The sequence below is a fragment of the Pseudomonas sp. KH_046_2 genome (assembly GCF_057838985.1).
Map to the genome: position 1 here is coordinate 3123891 of NZ_CM174480.1, position 21102 is coordinate 3144992.

The following is a 21102-nucleotide window of genomic DNA, read 5'->3' on the forward strand; positions in this document are numbered from 1 at the left end:
TCAGTCGACATCATCTTCGAATGTGAGTCCGTCATCGCGAGCAGGCTCGCTCCTACAGGGGGTCAGTGCTGGTCTTTGGATTTTTGGTTTTCCTGGACGGTCACGGTAGCGGTAGTCCCGGCACGCAAGCTGTTTTTACCCGCATAGTCGGCATCGATCTCGATCCGCACCGGTACCCGTTGCGCCAGTTTGATCCAGGTGTAACTGGGGTTGATGTTGGCCAACAGGCGGCCACCGGGCAGGTTTTCCCGGTCGGAAATGGCGAAGGCAATGCTCTGCACTTTGCCGCCGAATGTCTCGCCACTCATCAACTCGATCCTGACCCGGTCGCCCTCCCCGATCCGCGGCAACTTGGTTTCTTCAAAGTAACCACTGACATAGAACGAATCGCTGTCCACCAGCGCCAGCAAGGGACCACCGGCCGTGGCGTAGTCGCCCTCCCGGGTCAGCAGATTGGTGACATAGCCGGTCACCGGGGAGACGACGTGGGTACGCTGCAAATCGAGCTCGGACTGGGTCAGTGCGGCAATGGCCAGTTGCACGTTGGCCTGGGCCAGCACCAGATTGGCCTGATTGCGCAGCAAGTCGGCCTGGGCCACCGACACATCGGTGTTGGCCTTTTCCCACTCTTCGCCGGAAATCGCCGAACGATCCTTGAGCGTGCGCCGGCGGTGCTCCTCGCTCTGGCGTTGTTTGAGCAACGCTTCGCTGGCGCTAATGGCCGCCTGGGCCTGCCCGAGCGAGGCTTTCGCCACCTCCACCGCGCGCTTGGCATGCTCCACTGCCAGGGTGTAACGCGCCGGATCGATCTCCAGCAGCGCCTGGCCTTTGTTCACGTGTTGGTTGTCCTGCACGGCCAGGCTGACGATTCGCCCCGAAACGTCGGCGGACAAGGTCACCACATCGGCACGCACCCGGGCATCCCGGGTCCAGGGCGCGCGGGTGTAATGCTCCCAGGCGAACCAACCCAGAATGAAGGCCAGCAGTACCACCGCTACTGTCGTGAGTCGGGAAAGGATGTTCTTCAAGGCATCAGGCTCCCATGACCAGAATCAACGTGGCACAGACGCAGGCGTACAGCGCGCCTTCGAACAACGCCTCGTGCCAGACGAACTGCAGCACGCCGAGGCGCCGCAACGTCCAGTCCAGCAACAGGAAAATCGGCAAGCCCAGCAGCAGCGCCTGGGCAATCGGGGGCAGATAGGCACCACCCACTTCCAGATCAATGGGCAAGGACAGGGTCTCCTTCAAGGCCTGAGGATTGAAAGTAGTCGCGAAAGCGTTCGACGAACGACACCACGATCAACAGCGCCACTCGCATGCGGAACACCGACCACAAGTGCTCATGAACATCGGTATGCAAGGCATCCAGGTCGTCGCCCAGGGTGTGGAGGCTATCCAGCACCTGCGCCACTTCGACGCCGGGCCGACCGGCGACCAGCCTTCCCGTATCCCGGACTGTCGAAAACAGGCGACTTTGCAGATCCGGGCTCAGCAGTGCGTTGTTCTGCCCCTGTTGCCGGAGCTGATTCAGGGCAATACCCAGTGCCATGCAGCCCAGGCTGACTTGAAACCGCTCACGCGATTGAGGCTCCTGGATCGCCGGCAGCAGCCCCAGCATCATGGTCAGGCGATCAACCATGCGGCTCTCGAAAGCAAACTGCTGCTCATCGGTCGCCGAGGTTTTGAGCAAGGCGTACACCTGCTCACAGTTCTCCTTGTGGAGCCGGCGCATGCGCAAATCCGGCATGAACGGAAAGATCAGTGCATAGACACTCAACGCCAGCACCGTCGCGCAGGTATAAGCACCGGCAAATTCAAACCACTGGATCGCGGTGTTTTGACCGATTCCCACGTTCAATGGACCGAGCAACAGAAAAGTCGTGAGCCCCAGGCCAATCCCGGTACCGGTGGTGGGTGGACTGGCCAGCCCTACCGCAACGGCGTAGAGCAAGGGCGCCAGGAGCAAGGCAAGCATCTCGAAATTGCTGATCATCGGCACAAACATGAACTGAAGGAGCGCCGAGGCCACCAGTGCCAGCCCGAATCCCCGCGCATAGCTTTGAACGGCCAGCAACGGCCGTGGAAAGGTCGACATCAGCGAGCAGAGGATTCCCACCAATACCATGCCGCCTCGTGCACCGTCCCAGCCGGTTTCGATCCAGATCAGACCGGCGATCAATAGCGCGGAAAAAGCCCGGATGGCGTTCATGGTCGCCAGGGTGAAGTCCAGATGCAGCGGATTTTCCCGCCCGCGAAACACGCTGCTGGCGGGGCGCCCACTCTGGATGGCATCACTCAACTCCAGAATCTGCTCAAGCTGCTGCAACAGGCGCGCCTGCTCCCAGCGCAGCGACCAGGCCAGCGAACGCAAGGTGGCCGGCAGCGGCTCGGTCAATTGTTCGGCCCTGTAGGCCAGCTCATCAAAGCGTTGTTGCAGCGACGTGAAATGGTGGCGCTTTTCACTGGACAGCGAACGCCCCTCTCGCGCCAGTTCATCGAGAAAGGCCAGTTCTTCAGCACGCAGCCGTTGAATTTCTTCAGGCAACTCGCCCTCCCAGCGCTCGGTCAACAACAACCGCTGATGGCGCAAGGCGGTCAGCCGCGCGGTCAACAGCACCAATTGGTTGCCCAGCAGTTGCACCAGACCGTTGGCACTGCGTAACCGTGGCGCATCGAAGTACATGTGCCGGCGCACGCCCTCCAGGCCGCTGATCTGGCCCAACAGCTGCATTTGCCGCTGCAGGAAATCGGCTTCGCTCTCTTCGGTGCGGATGACAGCGCTGGCATGGGTGGCGAGCAAGCGGGTGATTTGATCGATCCTGGCAAAGTAATCCCGGGCCACGGCTTCCGGCCTGGCGGTGAGCAGGCTGACCACGCACACGCAGGCAACCGCCAGCAGCGTCTCGGTGACACGGGTGACCGCCAGCAAGAACATGCCGTCCTGGTCCGGCACTGCCAGCAGGGCCACCACCACGGCGGTGTAGCCGCTGAGGACAAACGCCCCGGAACTTGTATAGCGCAACAAGGTGCCACCGGCGGTGCACAACGCCAGCCACAACGCCAGGGTGGTGATGAACGGCAACGGCGCCTGGGGAAAGATCGCCATGATCAGCACCGCCACAGCCGCGCCCGTCGTGGTGCCGACCACCTGGCCAAAACTGCGGGCCAGCACCATGCCGCCCAGTGGCTGGCTGATGATGACCACGGCCATGATCGACCACTTGGGCTGGTCCAGATCGAACAGGAACGCCAGGTACAGGGTCAACAACCCGGCCGCGATGGTTCGCAGGGCAAACAGCAACACCCCGGGCCCGGGGTTGAGCATGGCCTTGAAGTACTGCAACAGCCCTTGCATGGAAACACTCGTCGATTCACCTCCAGCAAGCGTAGTCACTGCTGCGGGGCCTCGAGAGGTTTTGCTGTCGACGCAGCCTGCAGGCCCGTTGATTGTCGGCTGAAGGGCTGTACAACGGTTTGAATCGCCATTGAACGTCGTCAAGGTTTGACTCAAAGCCTGGCCTGACCGAAGCTGGCGCCTTTGCAAAAGCTTGCCAGCTTCCGGATTCCTGCATGCCCAAGTCCCGCCGCATCCTGTTTATCAGCGTCTTCGCCCTGCTCGTCATCGGCCTTGTGTGGTTCTCCCTGCGCGATACCGCCCCGGTGGTTCCCGAAGCCATCCAGCATGGCTACAGCGAAGCGCTGGCGGCTGCCCGGGGCGGTCAACCGGGTGCCGCGCGGGTGCTCTATCAGCAATTGGCCCGTCCGGACCTGTCCCCCAAGCGGCGTATCTGGTTGCATGCCGAGCTGCCCAACTATCCAAGCTCAGTGGCCCTGAAGCTGGCGGATGCCGACTTGCAGAACGAGTCGCCAGAAGTACGTATCGCGGCGATCAGGAGCGTCAGCGGCCTGGTACCGAGCGGCCAGCGCAGTCTGCTGCTGGGACCATTGCTCGATGACAGCGAACAAAGCGTGCGGCTGGCGGCGATCAACGCGCTGCTGGGGTTGTCACCTGATGATCTGGGTTTGTATTTCGGGCCGCTGGAGCAAGCCATCGATGCCTGGGAGCAAGTGCTCAAGAGCGAGCCGCAAAGCGCCGCAAACCAATACCAACTGGCCCGGCTGCACCTGCACAACGCCGAGCTTAAGGAGGCGCAGCAGGCGCTGGACAACACCCTGCGCCTGGCGCCGGACAACCTGCCGGCGCTGGTGCTGCAAATCGAGGTGCTGGATAAACAGGGCCAGAATGACGCTGCCCGGCAACTGTTGGCCAGGCAACTGCAGGCACAACCCAACTCGGCCTACCTGCAACACGCGCTGGGGCTCTGGCTGCTGCATCACGAGCAAAGTGAATTCGCCCTGCTCGGCCTGTCCAAGGCCGTTGAACTTGAGCCCAATAACCGGGATTACCGCTATGACCTGGCCACCACGTTGCACGGTGAGCATGAGCTCGAAGCGGCGCAGAAACAGTTGCAGGAAGTCGTTCAGCGCCATCCGAACGATCGCAAGGCTCGGGTGCAGCTGATCAACTACTGGAAGGAAAGCGGGCAGCTGCAAAACGTGCAGATCCTGTTGGCCCAACTCGAACAGATGAACCCCGATGATCCGGCGCTGCAACAGGGGCTTTGACCCCGACTGAAATTTCGTTGAACCGTCGTCCCGGCCCGGGGTCAAGTGAACAGGCAGCCATTGTGGCTGATCACCAGGCCATTTGCCTTCGATCTGTTGACGGTGAAGGCAAGGGAGATGATCCGCGCCTGAATGCTTACGAAAGCATGTCCTGCATCAACTCCTGCAATTTATCCAGATCGAAGGGTTTCTCCAGGATCGGTGCCTTGCGCGTAATCGGGCTGTCGGTCTCACGGATTTCCTGGGCATAGCCGCTGATGAAAATCACCTTGAGTTCCGGTCGCAGCTTCACGGCGGGCTCGGCGATCTGCACGCCGGAAATTCCTCCGGGCAGGCGGAAGTCGGTGATCATCATGTCCAGGTGCGGCTTGCTCGCCAGGATTTCGAAAGCCTGCTCGCCGTTTTCGGCCTGCAATACGCGGTAACCCTCGCCCGACAGATAAGCGGACAGCACCATCAGAATCGAGGGATCGTCCTCGACGACGAGTACTACATCTTGTGCATCTTCGCTCATGGGAAGCCTTTGTTCAGTCAATTGCTGCTGATACGACCGTGGGGTCGTTCAGAGGTTGCGTTTACCTGTCTGTTTTCCTACAGCGGCAGACAAACGCGAAACAAGGCGCCTTCGCCAATCCTGCTCTGGACGGTAATAGTACCGCCATGGGCGGCCACAATCTGCTCTGAAATAAACAATCCCAGGCCCAGCCCGGCGACGGCGTGTTTGGCCGATACCCGTTCGAACTGCTGGAAGATCCGCTTCTGGTTTGCCTCGCTGATACCAATCCCTTGATCCTGCACGTCCACCAGCGCCTGGCCACCTTCACTGTAGACCTTCACCGAAATCGGGCTCTTGGCCCCGTAGCGCAAGGCGTTGGTCAACAGGTTGGAAATGACCTGTTCAATACGAAACTCGTCCCAGTTTCCGATTACCGGTCGCTCGGCATCGAGGGTGACCGACGCTTCGGCGGCATCGATTTGCCGGGAGAAGTTGTGCAACACGTCGCGAACCAGCGTTGAAAGGTCGACGCGCGTCGGCCGGATCGACAACTTGCCGGTGCGAATTCGCGAGACATCGAGCATGTCTTCGATCAACCGAATGAGGTTTTTGATCTGCCGCTCGTCGCGGTCAACCATCGCGTGCATCTTGTCCAGGGTGAACGCGGCGGCGTTGTCCCGGGCCAGGTGCATCTTGCGTAACTGGGTTTCAAGGATCAGGCCGTTGAGCGGCGTGCGCACTTCGTGGGCGACAATGGACATGAAGTCATCGCGCATGCGCACCGCCTGCTCGAGTTCCAGCTGGGTATTTTTCAGTTGTTTGAGCAGCGCTTCCTGTTCGCGGCGGCTTTGCTCAAGGGCCTGCACCTGTTCCTTCATCGCCTTGCTTTGGCGGTACAGGTCGACGAACACATTGACCTTGCTCTTGACCGCCTGGATGTCCAGCGGCTTGTGCAGGAAATCCACGGCACCGCTTTCATAGCCCTTGAAGGCATAGTTCAGTTCACGCCCGGCGGCGCTGACGAAAACGATCGGGATGTTCCTGGTCCTTTCCGTGCCGCGCATCAACTCGGCCAGCTCGAAGCCATTCATGCCGGGCATCTGCACATCGAGAATGGCCAAGGCGAACTCGTGTTGCAACAGCAGGGACAAGGCCTCGTCGGCGGACAGCGCCTTGTACACGATGCGGTCCTCACGCTTGATCAGCGCTTCGAGCGCCAGCAGATTCTCCGGCAAATCGTCGACGATCAGCAGTTTGGTCTGGATATTGCTCAGCATGCGATTCGTTCCAGCTCGACAAGCAAACGGCCGATGCCGCGTACAGGGAGGATGTGGTCCGGCCGGTGCAGATCCAGCGCGGCCCGGGGCATGGTGGCGACCTGAGCCTCTTGCGGGTCCTGCACGATGGTCATGCCACCGCGCTGCTTGACCTGGACCAGTCCGCGCGCGCCATCGCAGTTGGCGCCGGTGAGCAATACCGCAGCCAGGTTGGCGCCGTAAGCATCGGCGGCCGATTCGAACAGATAATCGATGGCAGGTCGCGAATGATGCACTCGAGGCTCCAGGCTCAGGGAAAAGCTGCGGTCCCGCTCCACCGACAGGTGATAACCGGGCGCGGCGAAATACAGCGTGCCGGCCTCGACCGGGGTCTTGTCGCAGGCCTCCCGCACCGGCAGGGCAACCCGGCGGGAAAACACGTCCGCCAGCTGGCTGCGGCGCTCGTCCGGCATGTGCAGCACGACAATGATCGGCAGTGCGAAGCCTTCGCGCAGCGGGCCGAGGATGCTCAACAGCGCCTCGACGCCACCGGCGGAGGCACCGATCACGATAGCTTCGATCGCCGGCAATTTCGTTGCACTGTTCATGATTTTCGATAAATCCGTTCTTGTTTGACCAACGGCTCGAACTGATCGCCGAAGGCTGAGAAATCCGGGGTTTCCTTACTGCCCAGCACCAAAAAACCGCGATGGCAGAGGGACTCATGAAACAGTCCGAATGCCCGATCCTGAAGTTTTTTATTAAAATAAATCAGTACGTTACGACATGAAATTAATTGAGTTTCGGAGAATACGCTGTCCGTTGCCAGGCTGTGATCGGCGAAGGTCACGTTCTCGTGCAGTGTCTTGTCGAAAATCGCGTACCCATAGGCCGCCGTATAGTAGTCGGCAAAGGAACACTGGCCACCGGCCTGCTGGTAATTAGCAGTGTAGGCACGGACATTCTCCATCGAGAAAATCCCTTGCTTGGCCTTTTCCAGCGAGCGCGGATTGATGTCGGTGGCGTAGATGATCGTGCGGTCCAGCAGGCCCTCTTCGCGCAACAGAATGGCCATTGAATACACCTCTTCGCCGGTGCTGCATCCGGCGATCCAGATCTTGAGCGAAGGGTAGGTTCGCAGCAGCGGCACCACTTCCCTGCGAATGGCCAGGAAGTGCGAAGGGTCGCGAAACATCTCGCTGACCGGGATGGTCAGCAATTGCAGCAGTTGCATGAACGCGACGGGATCGTGCAGGACCTTATCCTGCAGTGCCGAGATGGTATTGCACTCGAACTGGCTCAATGCATGATTGACCCGGCGCTTGATCGAGGCGCCGGAATAATCGCGAAAATCGTAGCTGTACTTGAGGTAGATCGCCTCGATCAACAGCCGCAATTCGATTTCGCTGTTTCGCTCCACTGAAAAATTGCGCTCCACTAGATACGTTCCATCTTCGGTAACCACACACGAATCAGCGAAAACAGGCGATCCAGGTCGATGGGTTTGGCCAGGTAGTCGTTGGCGCCGGCCTGCAGGCAGCGCTCCTGATCGTCCTTCATGGCCTTGGCCGTCACCGCAATGATCGGCAGCTTGCGCCAGCGCGGGTCCTTGCGGATTTCAACGGTGGCTTCATAGCCATCCATTTCCGGCATCATCACGTCCATCAACACCAGATCGATGTCTTGTACCTCATTCAGTCGTTCAATCGCTTCGCGACCGTTGCGGCCGATGACCACGACTGCGCCCTTTTGCTCCAGGGCGCTGGTGAGAGCGAAAATGTTGCGCACATCGTCATCTACCAGCAGCACCTTGCGGCCTTCGAAGACCTTGTCGCGGCTGCGGGCGACCTTGAGCATCTTCTGCCGTTCATGGGACAACCGTGATTCGACCTTGTGCAGAAAAAGCGTCACCTCATCCAGCAACCGCTCCGGCGAGCGTGCGCCCTTGATGATGATCGAACGCGAATACTTGCGCAGTTCGGCCTCTTCATCCCGGGTCAGGTTACGCCCGGTATAGACGATGACGGGTGGAAAGGAGCAGATGTCTTCGGTGGACATGCGCTTGAGCAAGTCATTGCCGAGCATATCCGGCAGCTTGAGGTCGATGATCATGCAATCGAAGACCGACGTGCGCAGCAGGTCCAGCGCCTCCTGGGCCAGGCCAACGGCGGTGATCTCGATGTCATCGTCGCCGATCAGGCGGGCAATGCTGTCGCGCTGCAAGTCATCGTCCTCGACCAGCAGCACGCGTTTGACCTTCTGGGTCAGCTTGGCCTCGAGGCGTGCAAACACGTCCTTGAGTTCCTCGCGGGTGGTCGGTTTGACCGCATAGCCGATGGCGCCCATGTGCATCGCCGCCTCGACCCGGTCTTCGACCGAAATCACGTGCACCGGGATGTGCCGGGTTTCGGCGTGTTCCTTCAAACGTTGCAGCACGGTCAGGCCGGAATGATCCGGCAGGCGCATGTCCAGCAGGATCGCATCGGGGATGAACGCCTTGGCCAGCTCATAGCCTTCGTCGGCACCGTGGGCCACCAGGCACTGATAACCCAGCTCATGGGCCAGATCGTAGAGGATGTGCGCAAAGTTCGGCTCATCTTCCACCACCAGAATGCAGCGAGTGGTGAACGGCGCCTTGTTGCGATCGTCGTCGAAACGCGGAATGTCGACTTCGGCCACCCGTGGTGACAACGTGGGCGGCAATACGCTCGGCGCCGCCACCGGAGCGGCTCGCATCAGTTCGACAGGCACTTCGCCCGGTTCCACGTACTGCTGCGGCAAGACCAGGGTAAACACACTGCCCTGCCCCGGTGTGCTGGTCACACTGATGGAGCCGCCGAGCAAGGCCGCCAGGTCACGGGAGATCGACAACCCCAGCCCGGTACCGCCGTAACGCCGGTTGGTGGTGCCATCGGCCTGACGGAACGCTTCGAAGATGCTTTCGTGCTGATCCACCTCGATGCCGATCCCGGAATCGCCGATGCTGAAGGCGATGCCGTCATTCGGCGCCGTGGCGACGGACAGGCTGACGCTGCCGCTTTCAGTGAATTTCAAGGCATTGGACAGCAGATTCTTGAGGACCTGCTCCAGGCGCTGGCGGTCGGTGAACAGCATCAGCGGCGCACCGTCCTGCATATCCACCTGGAAATCCAGCTGCTTGTCCGTGGCCAATGGCTGGAACAGACCGTGCAGGCCATCCACCAGACGCGCCACGCTGGTGTTCTCCGGGCGGATTTCCAGCTTGCCGGCCTCGACTTTGGAAATGTCCAGAATGTCGTTGATCAGGTTGAGCAAGTCATTGCCGGCGCAGTAGATCGACTCGGCAAACTTGACCTGCTCGGCAGTGAGGTTTTCTTCCGGATTTTCCGCCAACAGCCTGGCCAGGATCAACGAGCTGTTCAGCGGTGTGCGCAGCTCGTGGGACATGTTGGCGAGGAATTCGGACTTGTACTTGCTCGATCGCTGCAATTCTAATGCGCGTATTTCGAGCTGGATCTGGGCCTGATTGAGCTCGGTATTCTTCAGGTCCATGGCGTCGCGTTGCTCGGCCAATACTTCTGCCTGCTCGGCGAGTTGTTCGTTGGTCTGCTCCAGCTCCACCTGCTGGGTTTCCAGGTGCGCCTGGGACTCCTTGAGAATCCTCGACTGCTCTTCGAGCTCTTCGTTGGCGGTCTTGAGTTCTTCCTGCTGAACCTGCAACTCTTCATTGAGTTGCTGGGTTTCGGCCAACACCTCCTGCAAACGCTGGCGGTAGCGTGCCGCCTCGATCGAGGTGCCGATGTTGCCGGCTATCAGCTCAAGCAATTCAACGTCACGGTCCGTCAGTGGACGCAGAAAGCCCAACTCGATCACGCCATTGACCCGCTCGTCGTCGCTGGTTGGCACCACCAGCACACTGTGCGGCAAACCGTCACCGAGGCCGGAGCTGACTTTGAAGTAATCTTGCGGCACCTCATCCAGGCGAATCAGCCGTGCCTGCTGCGCCACCTGGCCGACAATGCCTTCGTCGCTGTAGATCTGCTGTTCACGCTCTTGCTGTTCGCGGGAAAAACCGTAGGTGGCGATGCGCTTGAGTCCGCCGTGGTCTTCGCGCACATAAATAGCCGCCACGGCGGTGCCCATGTACTGCGCACAAAATTGCAGGATGTTGCGACCCAACATGTTCAGGCTCAATTGCCCCAGCACCTGCTCGGCCAGCTCGGTCTGGCCGTTGCGCAGCCAGGCCTGCTGTTCCAGACGATGGGCGCTGGCCTGTTGGGCGGCAAGATTGACGCTGTAGTTCTGCGACAGAGTCAACAAATCGCGGCGCCCGACATACGCCAGCAACCCACTGACCCCGGCTATGAACAACACGTAGAGGCTGATGCTCATGATCGTGGTACGTCGCACCTCTTCATTGCGAGCGGTGCGCAGTTGCTGCTCGGAGTCGATCACATCCTCGAACTGCTTGCGAATCTCATCGGTCAGGCGTTTGCCGCGTCCGGCCTTGACCACGGCGCGATAGTCACCACTGCTGCGCTGCAATTCGATCAGCGATTGTGCATAGCCGGCCCACTCCTGCTGCAAAGCCTGCAAGCGCAGCAAGCGGTCGGTCTGCACCGGGTTGTCGGCGGTCAGTTCGAGCAAGGTGGTGAGGGCCACGGCGATGCGCGGCTTGGCGGTTTCGTAGGGATCGAGGAAATGGTCGTCGCCACTGAGCAGGAAACCGCGCATCCCGGTTTCCAGGTCCACGGTCAACTTGACCGCTTCATTGGCGTTATTGATCACTCGGTCGGTGTGTTCCACCCACTGGATGGTCGACAGTAAATAGCTGATCAGCGACACGAAGAACACGGCGCTGATGAGTCCCAGACCCAATGGCAGGCTGATGTTGCGACTCAGGAGTTTACGAAATCGTTGCTCATCAACCGAGGACGCGAAGGGCATGGGGCAATCCTTGTCGAACTGTCAGAATGCAAGGAGTTTGCCCCAAAACTGGCGCACTGATCCATTTTTCTGACATGTTTGCGCGCAAGGTCCTACATTCCTCTGCACCCCTGCAAAGCGCCGGGTTATCCTTGCCTGCCCAGCGTCGGGGTCTTTTTTGCATCACGTTGGGAACTTGCCGGGACCCGCCACTTACTCATGCAAGAGGCCGGTGATTTCCAGCGACCGGCAGCGCCAATTTTTATCGGGAATCTCACTATGTCATCCGCCAACGCCCCCACCATCCTTGTCGTTGAAGACGATGCCATCGTGCGCATGCTGATCGTCGACGTACTGGAGGAGTTGGAGTTCAAGGTGCTGGAAGCCGATGGCAGCGACCGGGCAATGGAGATGCTCAAGGACGTGGACCAGCACATTGATCTGATGATGACTGATGTTGGCCTGCCTTTCATGGACGGCCGCGAACTGGCCACCCTCGCCCGCACGTTACGCCCCGACTTGCCCATCTTGTTTGCCAGCGGCTATGCCGAAAGCATCGAAGTCCCTGTCGATATGCACGTGATCGGCAAACCCTTCTCCATTGATCAGTTACGGCAGAAGATACGCGAGATGCTGCCAGCCAAGTAATTAACAGTTAAAGCGCCATTTACATCACCCTATCGAGCCGGCCCTCTGAGCCAGGCTCAATGATAAGTGCTGCCAGAAACAAAAAGCACAGTATACAAACTGGGCAAACAAGCTTCAAAAACATACTCTTCGTCACAAACTTCAGAGGACGCAAACCTCAATAATCGAGATTATTTTTTCACCCAAAAAACACAAGCGCACCCATCTAAAAAGGATTTATTGATGAGCAACAATCAATACGACTATAGAAAGCCAACAACTTTTGAAACCCTGCAACGGGACATTGAAAGTCTGAAGCAGACAAACAACCTTGAAAAGACTCATATCGCTTCAATCCTGCAGCGAAACCACCCTGGCCTTATCGACGCCAACAACCAGTTCATTCTCAGCAACTGGATTATCGCTTTCACTTATGACAGTTCGCTACACATCGCCCACCGAGCGGGCCAGTCACTGCTAAACGACATACTGGCCAGCAAAGAGTTTATTGGTCTGAAGGAGCTATCAAACCTTCCAACTCACACAACGTACATGTGCGACGCCAACATGAATATGTACGTGTTGGTTGACGACAAAAAGATGCATGTTGACGACTTACTTAAAGAAAATGAAATACTTCACCAGCGCCTGAAACAGTTGAGCAGTTACGCGAGCAGCGCTGGCGGCTTCATTTACAGCTCTGACGAGTTCAATATCGAACAGTGGTTACGGTTCTACGGGTACCCGATTCCGTCAACCGCCAGACAGCTTGTTAACCTAATTGATTTCTTTAACAAGGAGCGGCCAAAAATTCCGGCAGCAACAGACTTCTACAAAATACTCAAAGACCCGGAATCTTCCCCGACAGCACTGCCTCTGATAGAACGGCGAAAAATCGAAGAAGTAACAAAAACATTCGGAGCAACTAAAAAAGGTCAACTGCTAAAAATCCTGGTCGAGCAAGCCATCAGCGTACCAACTGATACCTTGAGAGCCGCCCCCGGCCAACACATTAACAATCTTCTTGAAGGCGCGATTGGAAAAATTTGGGCGCGGGGCTATCTGGATGCATTGAACTGGTATGGCGCTACCGCAGGTACTTCACCATCCCCGAAGGATCTTGAGCAATTACTCATTACCGCCATCATCCTGAACCTTGAACCAGACGCCGGCCTGAATCAAAACAAAGGCCGGGCACTGGGCTATGGGTTTTACAACCCGGTCAACGCCGAGCTTCATCCTGCCAAAGTATTGCCGATGTTCGAAAAGCATCTTGTCGATAACAATATCGTCGATGCAACAGTAGCTCCTCTGGCTGCGTACATACTCGCATGCGCTGCAGCACCTGAACTCCTCGTAAAACGAATCCCGGACGACATGGCCATAAACTCGCCTGCGTGGGTGGTGCATAGCGTTGCCGTCGAAAAAATCGAGCACATTGCACCTGGCGCCTCGACCGCCATGACATTCGATGATGTTCAGACTTACGCTGATCTGGAGCCATTCGATGAGAACCTTGAGCAATTGTTCGGGCTGAATGTGCTGACGTCGATGCTGAACTGGGGCGCAATGAATCGCCTCATCCCCTATAGCGAACGAGGTGAGTACAACAGTGATCACTACCGAACGGTCGAAGCTCGTTACACCGATTACACCGAAGCACTTGAACAATGCAGTAAAGCCATAAGTACCCCACTACCAACGCGACACGAAATGGCCTTGAATGAACTGAAGAGAGCCATGCCTGACGGAGACTATCTAACAAATAGAAATTATATGCACACCGACCTACCCTTGGGCGAAACCATATCGGTGCATGAACTATTCATGTCTGGCGACCTCATGAATGAAGGTTGGACCGGACTTACCCTGTCCCACAAAATCGCGTCAACCTTTGAAGCTTATGAACTTCCAAGAACACTACCCTACCTAGGGCGACTGCAGGACATTAAGAAACTCTACACAGACACGTTCAACGATTACTTCAACCAGTTAAAGCTGGCAACCGCCACCGCATTGAAGCTCGCCATATCAAAAATGCCTGAAGCTGATCGAAAACGACTGGAGTATGGCTATCTAAGCTTCTTTACTGTTCGCAAACAATTCAGCGCTGCAGCGACCAAGGAAACACAGCGTGACCGGGACAAATACAGAGGTCGTTTCGGCGTAATTATCTCGTCTGAATACAATTCACAATTTTATTATTACGAACTGTTCACATTACGAGCCGAATGCCACCCCCGTCACGACCTTCGAGCGATGTTCAGTTCATCCTACCTGCACCCCGCAGAAGCCACTGAGTGGTATGACAAAGATGAAAAGCAATGGCAGGTCCAAGGCCTTGACTGGCCATTGGATATCGACGCATATCTCAATGGAACGGCCCCCAAAAAGAATGTCAACAATAAAGTGGTTGTCGAAAAGCTTTGGCAAGCCTATGAACAGGAAGGCGTGGAGCGCGTAGCCCCACAAAACAGAAGTCAAGTCGAAATATTTTTTTCCGAAGCGACAGCAGACACTGTTAACCGAGTACTTGACTACTTCCCGCCCGCTACCTACGCCGAACTGTACAACGCCGGTTACGGTATAGCGCCCCTGGAAGCGGCAAGACAGAACAGCAAAGACAGAATAGACCTGATTCTTAACCTGATTATCCCGTTCAAGAGTTGCATCGAAGACCTGAGCTCCGGTGACCGTGATCGTGAGCGGCAGGCCATCTTTGGATGCGCATTGGACGCACTGTCGATCGTCGGGGCTGTATTGGGTGTCGCGCCCAAATTCGCCTCCATCGCGTTCAAATCCGGTAGCCTCCTTTCCAAATCTTTAACACTCGCCAGGGTCAGCGGCAGTTTTGCCCTGAGTTTGGTCAACCCGCTCGATGGTGTGCCAAGTCTTTTGAAGAAGGGAGCGACCATCACCAAAAACGGAGTCGTGCTTGTTACAGGGGTTGGCTCCAAAGTCAGCGGCAAAGCCGCGAAGCAACTCCAATCCATCTCCGGAGCACTCGATACCTATACCGCTGCAAGGTCCTTGAATTGCGTCGATATGAAATTGGCGCGCGTGGAAGGTATCAGCGAGCTATCTCAGGCAACTGATGTTCTGCTATTCAAAAGAGCATACGACTGGTACGAACTTGACCTGAACAATTGTAAGGTGAGAGGCGGAAAAGTCACCAATTACAAGGAATTGACTCAGAAAGGAGAACTTGAACGGATGTAACCCGAAACATCCAGCAGGCAATGAGAGCGGTGAAAGCTATCACTCACCGCTCGCAGACCGAGTGTCACATCGTCTGACGGTCTGCTGTGGTTTAATACCCGCGTTTTTCCCAGCCTTCTACCGGTCCAAGGAATTCCCGTTCATGAGTCAACCCCACGCAACCAAAGTCCTGGTCATTGGTTACGTCTGGCCCGAGCCCCGCTCTTCGGCGGCCAGCGGGCATGTCATGCAGATTCTCGAGGTTTTCCTGGAGCAAGGCTGGGACATCACCTTCAGCAGCCCGGCGGGCTTCGGCGAGCAACGCGCAGACCTGACAGCGTTGGGTATTGACGAAGTACCCATCGAGCTGAACAACAGCAGTTTCGACGCATTCATCAGTGAACTGGCACCGGACATCGTGTTGTTCGATCAATTCATGATGGAAGAACAGTTCGGCTGGCGGGTCGAGAAGCATTGTCCCGATGCCTTGCGCGTACTCGAAAGTTGCGACCTGCAAAGCCTCAGGCATGGTCGTCATCAACGCCTCAAGGAGCGTTTGAAGGCCAGTGATGACAACAATGACTTCAGCGACCTGTTCGTCCAGGCAGAGCGTGAAGAATTTGAACACATGGCCAACACCGATCTGGCGAAGCGCGAGATCGCCTCGTTTTATCGTTGTGATTTGACACTGATGGTTTCCGAAGTGGAAATCGAATTGCTGGTCGAGCAATTCAGGTTTCCGCGCAATCTGTTGCACTGGTGTCCCTTGATGATCGACCAACCGAGCAGTACACCCGTACCGTTCGAAGACCGGGCGCACTTTCTGCACATCGGTAATTTTCGCCATGCACCGAACTGGGATGCGGTCCTCTGGTTGAAAACCACTATCTGGCCACTGATTCGCGAGCAGATACCCGGCGCTCAACTGCATATCTATGGTGCCTACACCCCACCCAAGGCGACTGCCCTGCATAACCCGGCCCAGGGTTTTCATGTCATGAACTGGGCAGAAGACGCCCTGCAAGTCATGTCGTCGGCACGAGTCTGCATGGCGCCTCTGCGTTTTGGCGCGGGAATCAAGGGCAAGATTGTCGATGCGATGCTCTGTGGCACACCGAATGTGACGACGCCAGTGGGCGCCGAGGCGATGCATGGCCTGGAGGCATGGCCCGGTGCAGTGACCCGTTCGGCGCGCGAGTTCGCCGATCACGCCGTGCAACTGCACAACGACAAGACGCGCTGGCTGGACGCCCAGGCGCACGGGCAAACCCTGCTTGCCAGCCGCTACCGCAAATCCGTTCACGGCCCGGCCTTGATCCAGCGGCTGATCGATTGCCAACGGGATGTGGCAAACATCAGACGAGATAACTTTACCGGCAGCATGCTGCGTCATCACCAGCACAAGAGCACGCAATACATGGCGCAATGGATTGAGGCGAAGAACCGGCTGAATCAGGAGTAACCCGCCCTCCTTGCGCGTGCCTTGCAGGAGTAGGCGCACAGGCGGTAGTAGCGTGATCCCTGCGGCAAGAGGCATGATCGGGACGGGATAACAACACAAGCGCCCTGACATGACCCGCACCGCCAGAGTCACCGACCCCTCCTACGAGCTGATGGACGACCACAACGGCTTGTCCATCATCTACCGCCAGCACGGTTTCCCCTGCCCGCTGGTGCGCTGGCATTTCCACAAAGAGTACGAGCTGCACCTGATCGTCGCCAGTTCCGGCAAGGTGTTCATCGGCGACTACATCGGCAACTTCTATCCCCAGACACTGTTTCTCACCGGCCCCAACCTGCCCCACAACTGGATCAGCCAGGTGGCCGAGGATGAAGTGGTGCCCAAGCGCGACATGCTGGTCAACTTCACCGACGAGTTGTTCGACAGCGGCTATCAGGTGTTCGCCGAACTCAAGGCCCTGGCGCCGCTGCTGGAGCGTGCGCAGTACGGCATCGAGTTTCGCTGCAAGCACACCATCGCCAAGGCGATGGATCTGATGCAGCGCATCGCCGATACCACTGGTATGACCCGTCTCGGGCACTTTTTCATTCTGCTGGAGTTGCTTGCAGCCACCGACGACTACCAATTGCTCTCCGGCGCCACGACCCCGCAACTGGCCGACGAACACAACATCGACCGTACCAACCGCGCGGTGGATTACATTTTTGCCCACTACGCCCGGGATTTGACGCTGGAGGAAGTCGCCGAGCACCTGGGCATGAAACCGACTTATTTCAGCCGGGTGTTCAAGCAGGCCACCGGGCGCAATTTCATCGAGTTCGTCAATCGCCTGCGCATCAGCAAATCCTGCGAGTTGCTGGCCGATGGCGACAAGCCGGTGACCGATGTTTGCTTCGAATCGGGCTTCAACAATATTTCCAACTTCAACCGGCGCTTCCAGCAGCTCAAGGGCATGACCCCGTCGCACTACCGGCGCTTGGTGGTGCAGCGATTGACCGAACAGAATCTCGGCTGACAACCCCAACCCCTGTGGGAGCAGTTTTCAAGCTTGAAACCTGTACGGTTTCAATACCCCTCCTTTGCTGAAAAGCCCTTCCCTGTGAATAGCACCCAAAACCTCAGTGCAAAAAAGTATCGATCAAGGTGCGATGGATGATTTGTCTCGCCTGCCATTGAAGGATGTAATCAGCACAGATTCTTCCCTCCGCAGGAAGACACAAAAACAATAACTGTCCTTCTGTTTCCCGCCGGGTGCAGAAAAGGAGTGCACGATGCAACCTTCGGTAAAAGCCCTGCTTGCCCTCACCTGCATGACCCTCAGCAGCGTCAGCCTTGGCGCACAGACCCTGACCATCGCCACCGTCAACAACAGCGACATGATCCGCATGCAAAAGCTCTCGAAAACCTTCGAGGCCGAGCATCCGGACATCAAGCTCAATTGGGTGGTCCTCGAAGAAAACGTCCTGCGCCAGCGCCTGACCACCGACATCGCCACCCAGGGCGGGCAGTTCGACGTGCTGACCATTGGCATGTACGAAGCCGCACTCTGGGGCGCCAAGGGTTGGCTGGCGCCGATGACGGATTTGCCGGCCAGCTATGCCCTCGACGACGTGTTCCCGTCGGTGCGCGAAGGCCTGTCGGTCAAAGGTTCGCTGTACGCCCTGCCGTTCTACGCCGAAAGCTCGATCACTTACTACCGCACCGACCTGTTCAAGGATGCCGGCCTGACCATGCCCGAGCGCCCGACCTGGGAGCAGATCGGTGAATTCGCCGCCAAACTGAACAAACCCGAGCAGGAACGGTACGGCATCTGCCTGCGGGGCAAGGCTGGCTGGGGCGAGAACATGGCGCTGATCAGCACCGTGGCCAACGCCTATGGCGCGCGCTGGTTCGATGAAAAGTGGCAGCCGGAATTCAACGGCCCCGAATGGAAAAACGCGCTGAGCTTCTATGTCGACACCATGAAGAAATCCGGCCCGCCGGGGGCGTCGAGCAACGGTTTTAATGAAAACCTCGCGTTGTTCAACAGCGGTAAATGCGCGATCTGGGTCGATGCCAGCGTCGCCGGTTCGTTCGTCACCGACAAATCCCAGAGCAAGGTCACCGATCACGTCGGTTTCACCTATGCGCCGCATCAGGTCACTGACAAGGGCTCGGCCTGGTTGTATTCATGGGCGCTGGCCATTCCGACCAGTTCCAAGGCCAAGGACGCGGCGAAAACCTTCAGCGCCTGGGCCACGTCCAAAGAATACGGCGCACTGGTCGCGGAAAAGGACGGTATCGCCAACGTGCCGCCGGGCACCCGGGCCTCGACCTACAGCGAGGCATACATGAACGCCGCGCCGTTCGCCAGGGTCACGCTGGAGTCGCTCAAGGTCGCGGACCCAAGCAAGCCGGGCGCCAGACCTGTGCCGTACATCGGCATCCAGTTGGTGACCATTCCCGAGTTCCAGGGCATTGGCACCCAGGTCGGCAAATCCTTCTCGGCGGCGCTGATTGGCCAGACCACAGTCGACCAGGCCCTGGCGGCAGCCCAACAAACCACTGAACGTGAAATGAAGCGCGCGGGTTATCCCAAGTAACCCCGTTGCTCGCTCCTGCCTTCTGTAGGAGTGAGCCTGCTCGCGATGACGGGCTCCCATTCAACATTGTGGGTGACTGATACAGCGCTATCGCGAGCAGGCTCGCTCCTACAGTGGATCTCCATAGGTCTGTATGACTCGGTTCTGATCACCATGAATACATCAACTGCCAAAGCTCACATGGACATTGCCCAACCCCAGCGCAAAAGCCGCGTGGCCAATCCCGGCTGGTTTCTGGTCAGCCCTTCGGTGGCATTGCTGCTGCTGTGGATGATCGTGCCGCTGGGCATGACCGTCTACTTCTCGATGATTCGCTACAACTTGCTCAACCCCGGCGAAAACGAGTTCGTCGGGCTGGAGAACTTCACCTACTTCCTCACCGACTCGGGCTTCTTGCCCGGCGCCACCAACACGCTGCTGCTGGTGGGCAGCGTGCTGTTGATCAGTGTGGTGTTCGGTGTACTGATCAGTGCTTTGCTTGAGGCCAGTGAGTTTTTCGGTCGCGGCATCGTGCGGGTGATGCTGATCTCGCCGTTTTTCATCATGCCCACGGTGGGCGCACTGATCTGGAAGAACCTGATTTTCCATCCGGTGTCGGGGATTCTCGCCTACGTCTGGAAGCTGTTCGGCGCGCAACCGGTGGACTGGCTGGCGCACTACCCGCTGCTGTCGATCATCATCATTGTCTCGTGGCAATGGCTGCCCTTCGCCATCCTGATCCTGATGACCGCCATGCAGTCCCTCGACCAGGAACAGAAAGAAGCCGCGCGCCTCGACGGTGCCGGGCCCGTCGCGATTTTCTGGCACCTGACCCTGCCGCACCTGGCACGGCCGATTGCAGTGGTGGTGATGATCGAAACCATCTTCCTGCTCTCGGTGTTCGCCGAAATCTTCACCACCACCAACGGCGGCCCCGGCTACGCCTCGACCAACCTCGCCTACCTGATCTACAACCAGGCGCTGGTGCAGTTCGACGTCGGCATGGCCTCGGCGGGTGGCTTGATCGCCGTGGTCATCGCCAACATCGCCGCGATCATCCTGGTGCGGATGATCGGCAAAAACCTGACCGACAAAGCCTGAGGCCTGCCATGACTCTTCAACAATCCCGTCGCCTGCAAAGCCTGCTGCTCGGTACGTTGGCCTGGGCCATCGCCATCGTGATTTTCTTCCCGATCTTCTGGATGGTACTGACCAGTTTCAAGACCGAAATCGATGCCTTCGCCACGCCGCCACAGTTCATCTTCATGCCGACGCTGGAGAACTACCTGCACATCAACGAGCGCAGTGATTACTTCAGCTTCGCCTGGAACTCGGTGGTGATTTCCTTCAGCGCCACGGCCCTGAGCCTGCTGATCGCGGTGCCGGCGGCCTACTCCATGGCGTTCTACGAAACCCAGCGCACCAGAGGCACGCTGCTGTGGATGCTCTCCACCAAGATGTTGCCGCCGGTGGGCGTGCTGATGCCGATCTACCTGCTGGCCAAGAGTTTCGGCCTGCTCGACACGCGGATCGCGCTGATCGTGATCTACACGCTGATCAACCTGCCGATCGTGGTCTGGATGATTTACACCTACTTCAAGGACATCCCCAGGGACATCCTCGAAGCCGCGCGGCTGGACGGCGCAACGCTGGCCCAGGAGATGCTCCGGGTGTTGCTGCCCATCGCCAAGGGCGGGCTGGCTTCCACGGTGCTGCTGTCGCTGATCCTGTGCTGGAACGAGGCGTTCTGGTCGCTGAACCTGACCTCGTCGAAAGCCGCGCCGTTGACCGCGTTGATCGCCTCGTATTCGAGCCCCGAAGGGCTGTTCTGGGCCAAGTTGTCGGCGGTCTCGACCCTGGCCTGCGCGCCGATCCTGATCTTCGGCTGGATCAGCCAGAAGCAACTGGTGCGCGGCCTGTCGTTCGGCGCCGTGAAATAAATCCCTGTAGGAGCGAGCTTGCTCGCGA

At 58.0% G+C, this 21102-nt stretch carries 16 protein-coding genes; 8 read left to right on the forward strand and 8 right to left on the reverse strand.

Features of this window, described 5'->3' with window-relative positions; translation table 11 throughout:
• Positions 1 to 62: 62 nt before the first annotated feature.
• The 3 genes from AC3IX1_RS13980 to AC3IX1_RS13990 are packed head-to-tail and all read right to left on the reverse strand — an operon-like array spanning position 63 to position 3358.
• Positions 63 to 1028 carry an HlyD family secretion protein gene (locus AC3IX1_RS13980; RefSeq protein WP_489388664.1) on the reverse strand — a complete coding sequence of 322 codons (966 nt, stop codon included), beginning with the start codon at positions 1026 to 1028 and terminating at the stop codon, positions 63 to 65.
• Between the two features lie 4 nt (positions 1029 to 1032).
• Positions 1033 to 1233 carry a DUF1656 domain-containing protein gene (locus AC3IX1_RS13985; RefSeq protein WP_032829912.1) on the reverse strand — a complete coding sequence of 67 codons (201 nt, stop codon included), beginning with the start codon at positions 1231 to 1233 and terminating at the stop codon, positions 1033 to 1035.
• On the reverse strand, positions 1223 to 3358 hold the full coding sequence (locus AC3IX1_RS13990; RefSeq protein WP_489388665.1) for an FUSC family protein: 2136 nt from the start codon (positions 3356 to 3358) through the stop codon (positions 1223 to 1225). Before AC3IX1_RS13990 ends, AC3IX1_RS13985 begins: the two co-directional genes overlap by 11 nt.
• Before the next feature lie 215 nt (positions 3359 to 3573).
• Between AC3IX1_RS13990 and AC3IX1_RS13995 the strand changes: the two genes are divergently transcribed.
• A complete protein-coding gene (locus AC3IX1_RS13995; protein WP_489388666.1) occupies positions 3574 to 4629 on the forward strand; it encodes a tetratricopeptide repeat protein in 1056 nt (351 codons plus the stop codon).
• Positions 4630 to 4765: 136 nt separating this feature from the next.
• Here the strand turns inward: AC3IX1_RS13995 and AC3IX1_RS14000 are convergent, their stop codons facing one another.
• From AC3IX1_RS14000 to AC3IX1_RS14020, 5 genes are all read right to left on the reverse strand, one after another.
• Positions 4766 to 5143, reverse strand: a complete 378-nt coding sequence (locus AC3IX1_RS14000) for a response regulator (protein ID WP_007983728.1) — start codon at positions 5141 to 5143, stop codon at positions 4766 to 4768.
• A gap of 77 nt (positions 5144 to 5220) precedes the next feature.
• Entirely contained in the window at positions 5221 to 6402 is a 1182-nt protein-coding gene (locus tag AC3IX1_RS14005) for a hybrid sensor histidine kinase/response regulator (protein WP_489388667.1), read from the reverse strand.
• Positions 6396 to 6989: a chemotaxis protein CheB gene (locus AC3IX1_RS14010; RefSeq protein ID WP_489388668.1), complete on the reverse strand. Its 594-nt coding sequence runs from the start codon at positions 6987 to 6989 to the stop codon at positions 6396 to 6398. Before AC3IX1_RS14010 ends, AC3IX1_RS14005 begins: the two co-directional genes overlap by 7 nt.
• Positions 6986 to 7801 (reverse strand): CheR family methyltransferase, encoded by an 816-nt coding sequence (locus AC3IX1_RS14015; protein ID WP_489388745.1) that lies wholly within the window; start codon positions 7799 to 7801, stop codon positions 6986 to 6988. The genes AC3IX1_RS14010 and AC3IX1_RS14015 overlap by 4 nt, the downstream gene beginning before the upstream one ends.
• 17 nt (positions 7802 to 7818) lie before the next feature.
• Entirely contained in the window at positions 7819 to 11307 is a 3489-nt protein-coding gene (locus AC3IX1_RS14020) for a response regulator (RefSeq protein ID WP_489388669.1), read from the reverse strand.
• A gap of 258 nt (positions 11308 to 11565) precedes the next feature.
• Between AC3IX1_RS14020 and AC3IX1_RS14025 the strand changes: the two genes are divergently transcribed.
• From AC3IX1_RS14025 to AC3IX1_RS14055, 7 genes are all read left to right on the forward strand, one after another.
• Positions 11566 to 11934, forward strand: coding sequence for a response regulator (locus AC3IX1_RS14025; protein ID WP_489388670.1), 369 nt, complete (start codon positions 11566 to 11568; stop codon positions 11932 to 11934).
• A gap of 222 nt (positions 11935 to 12156) precedes the next feature.
• A complete protein-coding gene (locus AC3IX1_RS14030; protein ID WP_489388671.1) occupies positions 12157 to 15132 on the forward strand; it encodes a hypothetical protein in 2976 nt (991 codons plus the stop codon).
• 142 nt (positions 15133 to 15274) lie between these two features.
• Positions 15275 to 16573, forward strand: coding sequence for a glycosyltransferase (locus AC3IX1_RS14035; RefSeq protein WP_489384581.1), 1299 nt, complete (start codon positions 15275 to 15277; stop codon positions 16571 to 16573).
• Positions 16574 to 16682: 109 nt separating this feature from the next.
• Positions 16683 to 17588, forward strand: coding sequence for an AraC family transcriptional regulator (locus tag AC3IX1_RS14040; RefSeq protein WP_489384582.1), 906 nt, complete (start codon positions 16683 to 16685; stop codon positions 17586 to 17588).
• Positions 17589 to 17844: 256 nt separating this feature from the next.
• Positions 17845 to 19155, forward strand: a complete 1311-nt coding sequence (locus AC3IX1_RS14045; RefSeq protein WP_489384583.1) for an ABC transporter substrate-binding protein — start codon at positions 17845 to 17847, stop codon at positions 19153 to 19155.
• Positions 19156 to 19308: 153 nt separating this feature from the next.
• On the forward strand, positions 19309 to 20235 hold the full coding sequence (locus AC3IX1_RS14050) for a carbohydrate ABC transporter permease (protein WP_489384584.1): 927 nt from the start codon (positions 19309 to 19311) through the stop codon (positions 20233 to 20235).
• A gap of 8 nt (positions 20236 to 20243) precedes the next feature.
• Positions 20244 to 21074, forward strand: a complete 831-nt coding sequence (locus AC3IX1_RS14055) for a carbohydrate ABC transporter permease (RefSeq protein ID WP_489384585.1) — start codon at positions 20244 to 20246, stop codon at positions 21072 to 21074.
• The last annotated feature ends 28 nt before the right edge of the window (positions 21075 to 21102 follow it).